This is a genomic window from Nocardia sp. NPDC055002, assembly GCF_053608825.1.
The window spans coordinates 438,415-452,413 of the sequence record NZ_JBSGWE010000006.1 but is presented as its reverse complement, the minus strand read 5'-3'; the positions used below and the strand labels follow the sequence as shown (position 1 = coordinate 452,413).

Annotated in this window: 12 protein-coding genes; 2 read left to right on the top strand and 10 right to left on the bottom strand. The window is 69.0% G+C overall.

Annotated features, from left to right (window positions below):
* Window positions 1-84: 84 nt before the first annotated feature.
* From ACWF99_RS25695 to ACWF99_RS25675, 5 genes are all read right to left on the bottom strand, one after another.
* Window positions 85-651, bottom strand: coding sequence for a DUF2201 family putative metallopeptidase (locus ACWF99_RS25695; RefSeq protein ID WP_452537595.1), 567 nt, complete (start codon window positions 649-651; stop codon window positions 85-87).
* Window positions 652-1,093: 442 nt separating this feature from the next.
* Window positions 1,094-1,429 (bottom strand): hypothetical protein, encoded by a 336-nt coding sequence (locus tag ACWF99_RS25690; RefSeq protein WP_452537594.1) that lies wholly within the window; start codon window positions 1,427-1,429, stop codon window positions 1,094-1,096.
* On the bottom strand, window positions 1,362-2,153 hold the full coding sequence (locus ACWF99_RS25685; protein ID WP_452537593.1) for an AAA family ATPase: 792 nt from the start codon (window positions 2,151-2,153) through the stop codon (window positions 1,362-1,364). Before ACWF99_RS25685 ends, ACWF99_RS25690 begins: the two co-directional genes overlap by 68 nt.
* Before the next feature lie 103 nt (window positions 2,154-2,256).
* Window positions 2,257-3,480, bottom strand: coding sequence for an aminotransferase family protein (locus tag ACWF99_RS25680; protein ID WP_378626629.1), 1,224 nt, complete (start codon window positions 3,478-3,480; stop codon window positions 2,257-2,259).
* Between the two features lie 53 nt (window positions 3,481-3,533).
* Window positions 3,534-4,175: a Pr6Pr family membrane protein gene (locus ACWF99_RS25675; protein WP_452537592.1), complete on the bottom strand. Its 642-nt coding sequence runs from the start codon at window positions 4,173-4,175 to the stop codon at window positions 3,534-3,536.
* A gap of 257 nt (window positions 4,176-4,432) precedes the next feature.
* On the opposite strand from ACWF99_RS25675, the gene hrpA reads away from it, so the two are divergent.
* A complete protein-coding gene (hrpA, locus tag ACWF99_RS25670; protein ID WP_452537591.1) occupies window positions 4,433-8,659 on the top strand; it encodes an ATP-dependent RNA helicase HrpA in 4,227 nt (1,408 codons plus the stop codon).
* A 34-nt stretch (window positions 8,660-8,693) separates the two neighbouring features.
* Here the strand turns inward: hrpA and nrdR are convergent, their stop codons facing one another.
* The 3 genes from nrdR to ACWF99_RS25655 all read right to left on the bottom strand — a co-directional run bounded on the left by nrdR (window position 8,694) and on the right by ACWF99_RS25655 (window position 11,320).
* Window positions 8,694-9,158: a transcriptional regulator NrdR gene (gene nrdR, locus ACWF99_RS25665; protein WP_378626625.1), complete on the bottom strand. Its 465-nt coding sequence runs from the start codon at window positions 9,156-9,158 to the stop codon at window positions 8,694-8,696.
* Window positions 9,159-9,215: 57 nt separating this feature from the next.
* The gene (locus ACWF99_RS25660) at window positions 9,216-10,442 is read right to left on the bottom strand and encodes a hypothetical protein (RefSeq protein WP_452537590.1); all 1,227 of its coding nucleotides are present in this window, start codon (window positions 10,440-10,442) and stop codon (window positions 9,216-9,218) included.
* 161 nt (window positions 10,443-10,603) lie between these two features.
* A complete protein-coding gene (locus ACWF99_RS25655) occupies window positions 10,604-11,320 on the bottom strand; it encodes a hypothetical protein (RefSeq protein WP_452537589.1) in 717 nt (238 codons plus the stop codon).
* A gap of 306 nt (window positions 11,321-11,626) precedes the next feature.
* On the opposite strand from ACWF99_RS25655, the gene lexA reads away from it, so the two are divergent.
* On the top strand, window positions 11,627-12,265 hold the full coding sequence (gene lexA, locus ACWF99_RS25650) for a transcriptional repressor LexA (RefSeq protein ID WP_266295581.1): 639 nt from the start codon (window positions 11,627-11,629) through the stop codon (window positions 12,263-12,265).
* Here lexA and ACWF99_RS25645 read toward each other — a convergent pair.
* Entirely contained in the window at window positions 12,262-13,008 is a 747-nt protein-coding gene (locus ACWF99_RS25645) for a pirin family protein (protein ID WP_378655423.1), read from the bottom strand. The two genes, lexA and ACWF99_RS25645, sit on opposite strands and share 4 nt — an antisense overlap.
* Before the next feature lie 128 nt (window positions 13,009-13,136).
* Complete coding sequence (locus tag ACWF99_RS25640) at window positions 13,137-13,979, bottom strand: lysophospholipid acyltransferase family protein (RefSeq protein ID WP_378626620.1); 843 nt, start codon at window positions 13,977-13,979, stop codon at window positions 13,137-13,139.
* Window positions 13,980-13,999: the final 20 nt, after the last annotated feature.

Here is a 13,999-nt window from a genome sequence, read left to right as displayed (position 1 = left end):
GGTGGCGAGTTTGCGGAGCCGGCGCAGGTCGACGGCGATCCGGTCGTAGATCTCCTCGGCGGAACAGCCTTTCAGCGACGGGTCCTAGAGCAGGCCCTCCGGCATCTGACCGACCTTCATCTCGACCAGCCAGCCGTTGACCACATAGTCGCAGGCGATATTGAACAGGTAGTGGTCGCGCCAGTCGGCGCGTTCGCCGTGACGCAGTGCGGCGTGCAGCATTTCGTGGGCGAGCACGAACCGCCACCGCTCCTCACCGAATCCGATCAGCGGGTTGACGTAGATCTCGGCGGCTTCGGCATTCACCGCGGCGATCGAAATATTCCAGCTGCGTGCCAGTTCCGCGTCGGCGACGACGGTCATGCCCGCGGCGAGGGCCCCGAGCAACGGAAACGACGATACGAACCAGCCGAGCGCGCTGTCCCACGGGGTGCGGTGGCGCAGTACACCGTCGGCGGTGCGTTCTCCGCCCGCGGTGGCCAGCGCCGCACGGGCGGCGGCCGCGATACCCCTGGCGAACCGGGCGGGGTTGTCGACACGTTTCGCGGTCTCGGCCGAGGTGAGCAGGAAGTCGGCGAACCCGGTGCGTGCGAAGGCATCCGGCACGGCCGTATCGCGCCAGCGGGCAGCGGCAGCGTGCTCGTCGGCCAATTCGGGTGTCGGCGGATGCCGGTGGGGCGGGTGCCGATCTTCATCGTCGTCAGGTAGGTGTCGACGGCGGCGCAGCAGGCCGCACGATAGGCCGGATGCGGTGCGCGCACGTCTCGCCGCCCCTCGGGGTCGCCTGGATCGAGGCCGGTGATGTTGGCGGGCACCGTGTTTCGCGGATCGAGGTGACCGAATCCGGCGTGGAGCAGGCAATGCGCGAACACCCACGACCATTCCTGTGCGGTGGCACGGCGTTTCGGGTGATAGCCCACGTAACTGCCGCTCAGCCGCGCCCACACCGCACGAGGAGTCCGCTCGTCGAGGCGGTACAGCTGGGTGGCCAGCGGCCGCAACGCCGGGTGAGCGCACGCCGCCTTCCAGCCGTCGTCGACCGCCTGCTGCCACGGATCCGCGACCGTGCGCCGCTTGCGTGCGGTGGCCATGCTCAACGCCGCGCGGCCAGGCGCGGCAGATCCCGCGACACCTCGATAAGGAACCACGACGGCAGTACCGGCATCCCCTCGGCATCGGAGGCGATCACCAGTTGCGCGCACTCCACCGAGATCTCGGCGAGTTCCACCAGCAGCGACTTGGCGCGCATCACGAAGCGCTGCACCGTCGGCGAGGTGTGCGCGCGGTCGCCGGGGAGATCTTTGATCAACCGGACGCGCATCGTCTCGGACAGGAAATAGAGCAGGTCACGGTCGGCCGGGTCACGCGGCCATCCGGCGTCGCCCTTGAGTACCGCGTCCAGGTCGTAGGCGTGGCGGATCGTTGTCACGAAGGCGCGGAAGCCGGAACTGTGGCCGAGGGTGAGCGTGCCCGCGGCGAGGACCTGCAGGGTCGATGTCGTCGATGTCGTCGCCGCAGGAGTGCAGGGCGTCGGAGAGCATGTGCCAGCCGCGCGGCGTGGAGAAAGGTGCCTCGGTTTTGGGCGGCGCCGACCACAGGTGATCGGGGCGCTGGGTGAGGTAGCGGACGATCCAGGGGTGAATGTCGTGGGTAGCGGCCCACTTCAGCCAGTCGTCGACATCGGCGCGCAGGTGCAGGTGCACCATCCGGTTGACCAGTGCCGACGCCATCGGCCGGGCGAGCGCGTTGTCGGTGGCGCGATTGCCCGCGCCGATCACCACCGAACCGGCGGGCAATTCGTAGGTCCCGATCCGGCGGTCCAGGATCAGCGAGTAGAACGACTTCTGCACTTCCGGTGAGGCGGCGTTGAGTTCGTCGAGGAACAGGCAGTAGGGCTCCGGTCGCGCGATCAGCTCCGGCGGTGCGAAGCGGCTGCGATCATCGACGATCTGCGGGACACCGATCAGGTCTTCGGGGGCGAGCTGGGTGCCGAGGAGCGTGACGCACTCCAGGCCGAGCGAATCGGCGAAGGTCCGCACGAGCGAGCTCTTACCGATTCCCGGCGCACCCCACAGGAATACCGGCCGCACCACCGCGACATGCAGCAGCAGTTCCGGTAGTTGGTCCGGTGTCACGGTCACCGATGCTTGCACGCAGGTCCTCCCCTGTTCGATCAGAACAGAGCAGGCTAGCCCGCACGACTCCGGGCCCGCCAGCGAGTTTCGCCGACGGGCCCGGTATCGATCGACTCCCGAATCAGCCCAGGGCGCGGGCGAATCCGGCGGCGAGCTCGGCGACCTGGGCGTCGGTCATGACGAACGACGGCGAGATCTGCATGGCGCCCGCACCGGCGGCCCGGCCCGAGATGCCGTGTTCACGCAGGGTTTTCACCAGGGCGGGGCCCTCGGACGGGTCGGCGAGCTGCACCGCCGCCACTGCGCCGAGTCCGCTGCGAACCTCAGCGACGCGGGGGTGGTCGGCCAACGGCGCCAACGCGGTGTGGAGGGTGGATTCGAGGCGGGCGGCTTCCTCCAAGAGACCCTCGCGTTCGACGATGGCGAGGTTGGCCAGGGCCGCGGCGGCCGCGCCGGCGTGGCCGCCGTAGGTGTAGCCGTGGCGGAACCAGGTGCCGCCGGCGAAGAAGGGCTCGGCCAGGTGGGGGGCGATGAAGACCGCGCCCATCGGGAGGTAGCCGGAGGTGAGGCCCTTGGCGGTGGTCATCAGGTCGGGCTGCAGGTCGAAGCGGGTGGAAGCGAACCAGGAACCGCCGATGCGGCCGAAACCGGTGACGACCTCGTCGGCGACGAACAGGATGTCGTGGTCACGACAGATCTGGCGGACCTCGGCCAGGTAGCCCTCGGGCGGCAGGTACACCCCGCCCGCGCCGATGATCGGTTCGCAGAAGAACGCGGCGATCCGCTCGGCGCCGACCTCTTCGATCAGGGCGAGCAGGGACTTGGCGTCGTTCCATTCGACGGTGCGGGTGTCGTCCACCAGCACGCCGTAGCCCTCCTTGTTCGGCGCCAGACCGCCGAGCGCGGTGCTCGCGTAATGCATGCCGTGATAGGCCAGACGTCGCCCGACCAGGATCTTCTTGTCGGTGCGGCCCTGCTCGTGCCAGTAGCGGCGGGCCAGTTTCGCCGCGGTCTCCACCGAGTCGGAACCGCCGGAGGTGAAGAAGATCTTGCTGCCGGGCACGGGGGCGATCGACGAGAGTTTCTCGGCGAGTTCCTGGGTGGGCGCTTCGGTGATGTCGCCGAAGTTGGAGTAGTGCGCGATGGTGCGCAACTGATCGGCGACGGCGTCGGCGATCTCGCCACGGCCGTGCCCGACATTGGCGAACCACAGCCCGGCGGTGGCGTCGAGGTACCGCTTGCCCGCGGTGTCGAAGACGTAGGCGCCCTCACCGCGAGCGACAACGAACGCACCGTCACGATCGACGGCACCCATATCGGCGAATCCATGCCAGAGCGCATTCATGGCTCCACATCTACCCCACTGTGCCGACCGGCGCGCACCTGGCCCGCCGCCGGTCAGCCTTCTGACTTGCGTTCCCGCCACCGAGCGGGCAGATCTCCCAGGCCCGCCATCGCGACCGCGAGCACGACGAACACCACCAGCAACACGACCAACCCGATCGTCAGCGACACGTATCCCTGGGTCCGTGGGTCGATGAACGGGTAGGGGTACCAGTCGACGATCGGGCCGCGGATCAGGCTGTAGACGCCGTAGGCGACCGGGAAGATCAGCCACAGGCCGATCAGTTCGAGGCTGGGTCGCAGGCGTTGCGCCATCGCGACGAACAGCCAGTCCAGCAGCATGACCAGCGGCACGATGCGATGCAGGACATCGTTGATCCACTTGTCGGTGAGCATCACGTCGACATTGGCCAGCAGGACCGCGTAGACGACCATCGTGATGAGCATGTACAGGGTGACCGCGCCACGAAACGTCTGCCAGCGCGGGCTCTGCGGCGCTGTCAGGCCACCGACGAGCAGCACGATCACGGCCAAGATGTTGGACTCGATGGTGAAGTAGCTCAGATAGTTCGTGAGCGAGAACGTCGCCGAGTCGACGTTTCGCAGCGGGATCCAGACCAGGGCGAGGATCCCGAGCAACCCGAAACCGAGCCGATAGGCCCTGATCCACCACGCCGTTCGCACCGAAGCGCTCATGCTGTGTCCCTTCCGCATGGTCGGGCGGCCTGCCTGGCGACGCGAGGTGCCCGCTGACCGCTCATGCCCGGATCCTCGCACGACGGACCCCGGCTGACCGGGAGTTCGTGTGCGCACGGTCGTCGCGTCGCGCGGTACGGACCGGACGCGCGGACCGTGACGGGCGGGTGTCGTGGTGTGTCGTTGGTCTCCGCGACAGCGCGAGCGGGCGACGCGGGGGAAAACCGGTGGCGGGCTTCGCTAGGCTGGTAGGCGCAATGACCAGGACAGCTAGCACCGGAACCCGCGCGCTGCGCACCCGCCTGGCGGAGGTCTCGCTGCGCGACGAACATCGGCTCCGGCGCAAGCTCGACCGTGCGCGCCCCGACGACCTGCCCGCCGTCGAGGCCGAGATCGCCATCGCCGAGACCCGCGTGGCCAATCGCCGCGCGGCGCTTCCGCAGATCACCTACCCCGAACAACTGCCGGTTTCCGCGCGCCGCGACGACATCGCCGCGGCCATCGCCGCCAACCAGGTCGTGATCGTGGCCGGTGAGACGGGCTCGGGCAAGACCACCCAGATCCCGAAGATCTGCCTCGAACTCGGGCGCGGAATCCGCGGCACCATCGGTCACACCCAGCCGCGCAGGCTCGCCGCCCGCACCGTGGCCGAACGCATCGCCGAGGAACTGGGCACCGAACTCGGCGACGTGGTCGGCTACACCGTCCGCTTCACCGATCAGGCCTCCGATCGCACCCTGGTCAAACTCATGACCGACGGCATCCTGCTCGCCGAGATCCAGCGCGACCGGATGCTGCGCCGCTACGACACGATCATCATCGACGAGGCCCACGAACGCAGCCTCAATATCGACTTCCTGCTCGGGTATCTGAAGCAGTTGCTGCCGCAGCGGCCAGATCTCAAGGTGATCATCACCTCGGCGACGATCGATCCCGAACTGTTCGCCCGCCATTTCGCCGACGCGCACGGCACGCCCGCGCCGATCGTCGAAGTGTCGGGCAGGTCCTATCCGGTGGAATTGCGGTATCGGCCGCTGTCGCTGGAACTGCCCGGATCCGACGACGACGAGGACACCCGGGTCGTCGATCGCGACCCCACCGACGCCATCGCCGACGGGGTCGTCGAACTGTTCGCCGAGGGCGACGGTGATGTGCTGGTGTTCCTGTCGGGCGAACGCGAGATCCGCGACACCGCCGATGCTTTGCGCGACCTGAAACTCCCCCGCACCGAGATCGTGCCGCTGTACGCGCGACTGTCGGCCGCCGAGCAGCACAAGGTGTTCGCCCCGCACACCGGTCGCCGGGTGGTGCTGGCCACCAATGTCGCCGAGACCTCGCTGACCGTGCCCGGTATCCGCTACGTGATCGACCCCGGCACCGCGCGCATCTCGCGCTATTCGATGCGGACGAAGGTGCAGCGCCTGCCGATCGAAGAGGTCTCGCAGGCCTCGGCGCGGCAGCGATCGGGTCGCTGTGGGCGCGTGGCGGACGGTATCTGTATCCGGCTGTATTCCGAGGACGATTTCGAGGCGCGGCCCGCGTTCACCGAGCCGGAGATCCTGCGCACCAACCTCGCCGCGGTCATCCTGCAGATGACGGCGCTGGGTCTGGGCGATATCGAGAGTTTCCCGTTCGTGGAGGCCCCCGACCGCCGGGCCATCCGCGACGGTATCGCCCTGCTCGAAGAGCTGGGCGCGCTGGCGCACGGCAGCACGAAATCTGTTGACGGCGAAGCTGATTCGGGTAAACATCTCACGCTCACGCCGATCGGGCGGGAGATGGCGCAGCTGCCGGTGGATCCTCGGATGGCGCGCATGCTCGTCGAGGCCCAGCGCAACGGGTGCCTCGACGAGGTGCTGATCATCGTCGCGGCGCTGTCGATCCAGGATGTGCGCGAACGGCCCGTCGAGCACCAGCAGGCGGCCGACACCCAGCACGCGCGCTTCGTCGTCGAGGGCTCGGACTTCCTGGCCTACCTGCGGCTGTGGGACTACCTCACCGAACAGCGGAAGTCGCTGTCGTCCAACCAGTTCCGGCGGATGTGCCGCGACGAGTTCCTGCACTACCTGCGCATCAGGGAGTGGCAGGACCTGCACGGTCAGTTGCGCACCATCGCCCGCGGGATGGGCTGGAACGACGCGGGCGCGAGCCGGGGACAGACGGACGCCCTCACCACCGAGGACGGTGCCGTCGGCGCAGGGGGCAATCGCGGACGGCGTGGCCGCGGACGCGGGAACTCCCCACGCGCGGTGGCGGAGCCGACCGCCGGAGCGAACACCACCTCCGGCCGGGCCGAGACCAAGGGCACAGACCCACGCCGGGCAGGTGGACGGTCTCGACGCGGTGGTGAGGCAGCGACAGGTGGGCAGCACCCAGCAGCCGCCACACCCGTTGGCGGGTCCTCGGATTCGGCAGACGACCATGCGATGCCGTGGCCGAGCGCACAGATCCATCAGTCGCTGCTGGCGGGCATGCTCTCGCATATCGGCGTGCGTGAGGCGGAATCGCGCGAGTTCCTCGGGGCCCGCAATGCGAAATTCATGATCTTCCCCGGGTCGTCGCTGGCCAAGAAGGCGCCGCGCTGGGTGATGGCGGCCGAACTGGTGGAGACCTCGCGGCTGTGGGGGCGGATCGCGGCGAAGGTGGAGCCGGAGTGGGCCGAACGGCTCGCCGGTGATCTGGTGAAACGCACCTACTCCGAACCGCATTGGTCGGCCAAGCGTGGATCGGCGCGTGCCTACGAGCGGGCGTCGCTGTACGGGGTGCCGCTGGTGACCGGGCGCCCGGTCGACTTCGGGCGCATCGACCCGGAGCTGTCGCGCGAGCTGTTCCTGCGCCATGCGCTGGTACAGGGCGAATGGCAGACGCGGCACGGGTTCTTCGCCCGCAATCGCGCCCTGATCGACGATGTGGCCGACCTCGAACATCGGGCACGGCGCCGCGACATCCTCGTCGACGACGAAGTGCTGTTCGAGTTCTACGACAAGCGCATCCCCGCCGATATCGTGTCGGTGCGCCATTTCGACAGCTGGTGGCGCAAGACCGAGCGCGATGACCCCGCGCTGCTGGACTTCTCGACCGACACCGTGGTCAATGCCGGTGTCGCCACCCTGGACCCGACCGATTTCCCCGACGCCTGGCGCCAGGGTGAACTCAGCTTCCCGCTGACCTACCAGTTCGAGCCGGGCCAGGACGACGACGGCGTCACCGCGCGGATCCCGGTGGAACAGCTCGCGCACGTGCGGGCGGTCGGCTTCGACTGGCTGGTGCCCGGCATGCGTGAGGAACTGGCCGCCGCGTTCATCAAAACGCTGCCGAAAACGTTGCGCCGCGCGGTCGTTCCCGCGCCGGACTTCGCGTCGGCGGCCCTGCGGGGGCTGACTCCGCGCGCCGAGCCGCTGCGCACCGGGCTCGCACGGGAGCTGTCCCGGCTGGGTGCGGTCACCATCACCACCGACGACCTCTCCCCCACCGCCCTGCCCGATCACCTGCGGATGACGTTCGCCGCAGTCGATCAGAGCGGCAAGGTACTGGCCAAGAACAAGAGCCTGCAACAGCTCAAATCGGCACTGGCCGATCAGGTTTCGGCATCGGTCGCGCGGGCGACCGCCGGCGCCGAACGCGCGCCGGCGACAGTGTGGACCTCCGAGTCGCTCGGTTCGGTCGCGCCGACCGTGAGCCGCGAAGTCGCCGGCCAGACCGTGACCGGGTACCCGGCACTCGTGCCCGAGGGCGAGGGCGTCGCGGTGCGTGTCCTGAGCTCGCCCGGCGAACAGGCGGCCGCGATGCGAGCGGGTGTGCGCACCCTGCTGCTCACCGCGATCCCCACCTCGACGCGGGCCGTCACCGCCGGACTGCCCGCCCGCGATCGGCTGGCACTGAGTCAGAACCCCGACGGTTCCCTGGACAAGCTGGTCGAGGACTGCCGGATCGCCGCCGCCGACGAACTGATCGCCAAGGCAGGCGGCCCGGTGCGCTCGCCGGAGGAGTTCGACAAGCTGGTGGCCGCCGTCCGCCCGCAACTGTCCACGGCGGTCGTCGCGCTGATCCGTACCGTCGTGCCCATACTGGCCGCTGCCCAGCAGGCGCGTGCCGCACTGGCCGACACCCTCGAATCCGATATCGCCGACGACGTGCGTCAGCAGCTCGACGACCTCCTGTTCTCCGGCTTCGTCGCCGAATGGGGCCGGGTGCGGCTACGCGAACTCCCGCGCTACCTCCTCGCGGCGGCCCAGCGCCTGGAATCACTTCCGGGTTCGGCGGTGCGCGACCGGCAGGCGATGGTCGAGGTGGACCGGATGCTCGCCGCCTACGACAAGCTCGTCGGCGCGCTGCCCCCGGCGCGCAAGAACGCCCGCGACGTCACCGAGATCTGGTGGATGATCGAGGAATTGCGAGTCAGCCTGTTCGCCCAGAAGCTGGGTACGCCGTATCCGGTGTCGGCCAAGCGCATCGAGAAGGCGATCAGCTCGATCCGGCGCTGAGACATCCGCCGCCGAAGCGACGCCGGGGCGTGGATCAGTCGGTCGCGGCGACCGCGCGAGCAGCCCGCATCTCGGTGATCTCGCGTTCGAAATCGGCTGCGCTGGTGAAGGATCGGTACACCGAGGCGAAGCGCAGGTAGGCCACCTCGTCGAGGTCGCGCAGGGGGCCGAGGATGGCGAGGCCGACCTCGTGGCTCGGCACTTCGGGAGATCCCTTGGCGCGCACCGCGTCTTCGACCTGCTGGGCGAGCAGGTTCAGGGCGTCGTCATCGACTTCACGACCCTGGCAGGCCCGGCGCACACCGACGATGACCTTCTCGCGACTGAACGGCTCGGTGACGCCACTGCGCTTGACCACCGACAGGATCGCGGTCTCGACGGTGGTGAATCGACGCGCGCAGCTCGGGCAGGAACGACGGCGGCGGATCGCGGTGCCCTCCTCGACTTCCCGCGAGTCGACGACGCGCGAGTCGGGGTGTCGGCAATACGGGCAATGCATCCGAGGGTTCCTTCGTCGATGCGCATTTCTATTCCATGGCTCTTGACAGGATACCGGTCAGGATGGCACAACCTGCCACTGCGTGGCCAGGTCCGCGATGATGTCGGGTAGCCGGGCGAGCATCCGGCCCCGGTCGAGCTTGACGGTGAACGGTTCGCGATACACCGTCACCGCGCGTGCCGCGTCGGTCGCGAGGTCGAGATGGCGCGGCAGCAGATCGGCGGTGATGTAGTCCCAGCGGGTCTCCCGGTCGGCCCAGTTGAACGCGGGCAGTGGCGTCCGCAGACCCATCGGCCGCCCCGCGGCGATCGGCGACCACACCGTGACCGGGGCGTACACGCCGGGAGCGCGGGTGCCGGGGACGGCGGGCTTGCCCGCGACCGTGGTGACGTAGGTGAGCACCCGGCCCATTCCGGCACGACCGCGTGCTGTCACATCCCACTGGTCGGCGATGATCTGGTTCTGTTCCCGATCGGCCATCGCGACCAGCGCGTCGCCGCGACCCGCTTCGGTGCCGCCGTCGATCCCGGTCCAGGCCACCCGCATGCCGTCGTCGAGCAGGCCGGCCGCGGACATCTCCTCGATGCCCGCCATCCCGTCGGCGAGATAGGCCTCGTGCATCGGGACCAGGTCGATGAAGATGTGCTTCTGCATGATCATCAGCCGGGTCTGATACCAGGCGAGGTCGGCGGCGGTCAGCCGGGGGCCGAGGGCGGCCAGGCCGCTGATATCGGCCGGGACGCCGGTGAGCAATTCGGGCGGGGTGGCACGCAACAGGTCGGCGACAGCGTTGCCGAGTTCGTGGATTCCGCCCACGGACACACCGGCGGCGACGTCACCGACGTCGAAGAAGCCGGCGGCGAAGGACGCGCCCGCGATGCCCGCCATGCCCGCCCAGTAGAGATCGGAGCGGGTGGCGGCGAGGCGGAAGTAGTTCACGTACACCTGGCTGAAGGTGGCGGAATTGGCCGCGACGCCACGCTCGGGCGCCCAGGCTTCGAGGTCGATCCCGGCGTTGTCGGTGGCGACGACGAGCCAGTACTGGTGCAGCAGCGTCGCGTACCGCGCCGGGTCGATGCCGTCCTCGCGCGCCTGGGCCAGTGCGTCCCGCAGGGGTTGCTGTGCCGAGGGCAGCGCCGGGTGCAGCCCGCCACCGTATTCGCCCACACCGTTGAGCGCGGGGAGGTCGAGATACTCGGTGTAGACGGGTACCGCGTGCGCGGCGGGTGCCAGTAGGGCACCGAGCACCACACCGAGCAGTAGAGCGATCGAGCAGCGGCGCACCGAGACCTCGCATCCGGGTTCGACCGGGGCCCCCGCCCCGATTCAGGATGCTCGTCACCGTAGCAACGTGTTCTAGTTTCAGGGTGTGATTCGTCGATACAGATGATCTCGGACAGTGTCGGAACCCGCTCCGAAAATGCTTCCGCGCAGCGATTTTCGACTCATCGCCCCGGCTCGGACCGCGCTCCGGACCCGAACCCGGCCTGCTCCGAGATTCCGGGCGTCGTCGAGTCGACGTGGTCGGCGAAACTACCCGCGCGCACGTGGGCGAGCCCGAGAAAGGCGACGACGATCAGCGCGGTCACCAGCGCCGTCACGGCGAGCGCGGCGAACCCGGCCTTGGCCTGCTCGACGCGATGCAGCGGATGGATGCCCCGCGCGTGGCCGGTACGCACGGGACCGCGGGCATAGAGCGAGAGGTCGCTGCGCGGCGCGCGGTGCCGCGGGCCGCGATCCGCCGTCGGCGGGCGAACGACCTCACGGGAACGGCGCACCGGCGCGCTGCGGGGCACGGTGGCGAAGGCGAGATCGAGTTCGGCGTCGGTGAGGTCGATCCGCCGGGGGACGCGGACGATGTCGGCGGGTTCGGCCGCGGGCAGGCCGTTGGCGGGCGGGCTCAACACGCCGGAGCGGACGATACTGCGTGCCACGCTCGCGGGCGCGGGCGCGGTCGCGACCCGGCGAGGCGAGGCGGAGCCTGCGATGGGCGCGGCCGACGATGCTTCGACGGCCTGGCGTTCGATGCCCGCCGGGCGCGACATCGCCGATCGAACCAAGGCGAAAGGTCGTGGGGCGCGGGCGGACCGGCGCCGGCGGAGCACGGGCTCCGGGGCGGCGGTGGGGTCTGTGGAACGCAGGGCGCTGGTTGCTGTGCTCATCGGAAGAACCTCCGGGGTGGTGTGCTCCGCTGCTGCGAGAAAGTACTGGTGAGGCGGCAATGCCTCCCGCTATTCGAACACCTGTGCGACGAACTGATGTTCGATTTCTACCAGATCCCCGCGCCGCTGTCAGCACGAAACGCCCGACATGCTCGAACAGATGTTTGATAGTTCGGCGTGGCACGACTAGCCTCGAGATGGCGAATTCGACAACTGGAAGGGCGGGACACGGTGACCCACACAGACGACACGGGTGACGAAAGCGGCACCGGCACCGTCACATCGGGATCCGGGACGGATCTCACCGTGCGTCAACGCACGGTCCTCGATGTCATCCGCTCCTCGGTGACCGAACGGGGCTACCCGCCCAGCATCCGTGAGATCGGCGACGCGGTCGGCCTCACCTCCACCTCCTCGGTGGCTCATCAACTGCGCGCCCTCGAACGCAAGGGCTACCTACGTCGCGACCCGAACCGACCGCGCGCGGTGAACGTCCGCGGACTCGACGAGGCGGTCCGCTCGGTCACCACGCTGCCCCAGCAGACCGACGAGGTCGACCCGAGCCGCCCGACCCCGACCTTCGTCCCGGTCCTCGGCCGGATCGCCGCCGGTGGCCCGATCCTGGCCGAGCAGGCCGTGGAAGACGTGTTCCCGCTGCCGCGCGAACTCGTCGGCGAGGGATCATTGTTCCTGCTCAAGGTCGTCGGCCAGTCGATGGTCGACGCGGCCATCTGCGACGGCGACTTCGTGGTGGTACGTCAGCAGAATGTCGCCGAGGGTGGCGACATCGTCGCGGCGATGATCGACGGCGAGGCCACCGTGAAGACTTTCAAACGCAGCGGTAAGGACGTGTGGCTGATGCCGCACAACCCGCATTTCGAGCCGATCCCCGGCAACGACGCGCAAATTCTGGGCAAGGTCGTCACCGTCATCCGCAAGGTCTAGCGGCGCGCGGTCGCGGTCATTTCCCAGATCAGCAGCTCGGCCGCGGTCACCGCGGTCACGCGGTGGCCGCCGGTCGCTGTCAGGCGGACGGCGTCGCCCTGCTCCAGGGTGCCGTAGCCCTCATAGTCGGCGGTGCCGCGAGCGAGGAAGACGTGACCGTAGGGCGCATCGGGGACCGTGACGGCCTGGCCGGGGTCCAGCCGCGCGACGTGGAAGGCGGCGTGGCGGTTGCCGATGCCGATCGCCGCCTCGCCGCGATGGCGCGCCATACCGGACGCCACCGGCACCAGGGCGTTGCGGGCGAGGTCACCCTCGATATCGAGTTCCTGGTAGCTCGGGGCGACGCCCGTCGCGTCCGGCGGGATCCACATCTGCACGACGTGCAGGCGCTCCTTCTCCCGGTAGCCTGCCCCGTTGCGCTCCGAATGCAGGATGCCCGCGCCCGCGCTCATCCGCTGCGCGAGGCCGGGGCGGATCAAGCCCGAGTGTCCGGTCGAATCCTGGTGCACCACGGTGCCTTCCAGCACCCAGGTGAGGATCTCGGTGTCGCGGTGCTGATGGGTGTCGAAGCCCTCGCCCGGGTCGACGATGTCCTCGTTGTGCACGAGCAGCAGCCCGTGCGCGTAGTCCTCGAGCACGAAGTTGCCGGTGGCCGGGAACGACTGCCGCGAGTCGAGCCATTCGTTGCGCCAGCGCCTGCGGTCGGCGCCGGGCACGACCTGGACCTGTTCTGTCACGATCATCGCCACCCTCTCATTATCCGGACCTCGGTCCGCATAACTGGGGTAACCAGATCGGCGCCGCGGGCATTCCACACCCCCGTGGGCGCGTCTGCCCCGGGGCGCCGATCCAGCCGCTCAGGCGGTCGCGGTCACCAGGGCAATGCGTTGCGCAGGCGGCCGACCAGCGTGCGACCGCTGTCACGCTCACGCTCGTTGAACAGGAACTGCAGTTCTTCCTCGAGGCCCTTGCGCACCACATCACGCAGATCGGCGGACGCACCGTCGATATCGTCGGCGTCCATCCACGGTGCGGGGTCGATCGGCGCGCCCGCCGAGAAGTAGAACCGTTCCGGGCGGGGCAGCGGCGTCGGGCCGACTCCCTTGACCAGCGGCGGGCTCAGCTCGGGATTGATCCCGAGCAGGCGGCAGGTCCAGCGCAGCGGCGACATCACCGGGTGCTGACCGTCGAAGACGATGTCGTAGGCATCGTCGATGCCGATCATCGCCAGCGGCACGATCGGCACCCCCGCCTGGATCGCCATCCGCGCGAAACCGGTGCGGCCCTCCCACTTCAGCTCGTACTTCTCGCCGCTGCGGCGAATCGCCTCCCGGCCACCACCGGGGAACACCACCACCGCCTCCCCGCGCTCGAGCAGCGCCAGGCAGTTCGAGCGGGTACCGCGCACCGCGCCGAAATGATGCAGGAAATCCCGCACGCCGGGCACCATCAGCACATGCTCGGCCAGACCGCGCACCAGCCTGCCGCGCACGCGCAGAATCTCCGGCATGATCAGCGGTGCGTCGATCCCGCCGAGCAGATTGTGGTTGGCCACGATCAGCACCGGCCCTTCGGCCGGAATATTGTCCAGACCGTAGAACTTCGGGCTGGTCCACGCCCGCAGCGGCGCGAGCACCGCTTCGAACGCGCGGATGTCCCATTCACTCGGCGCCGGGTTCAGCGGCGCTCCATCCGAGAGAACAGGGTCGCCCACCGCAACCCTGTCCTTCGTCA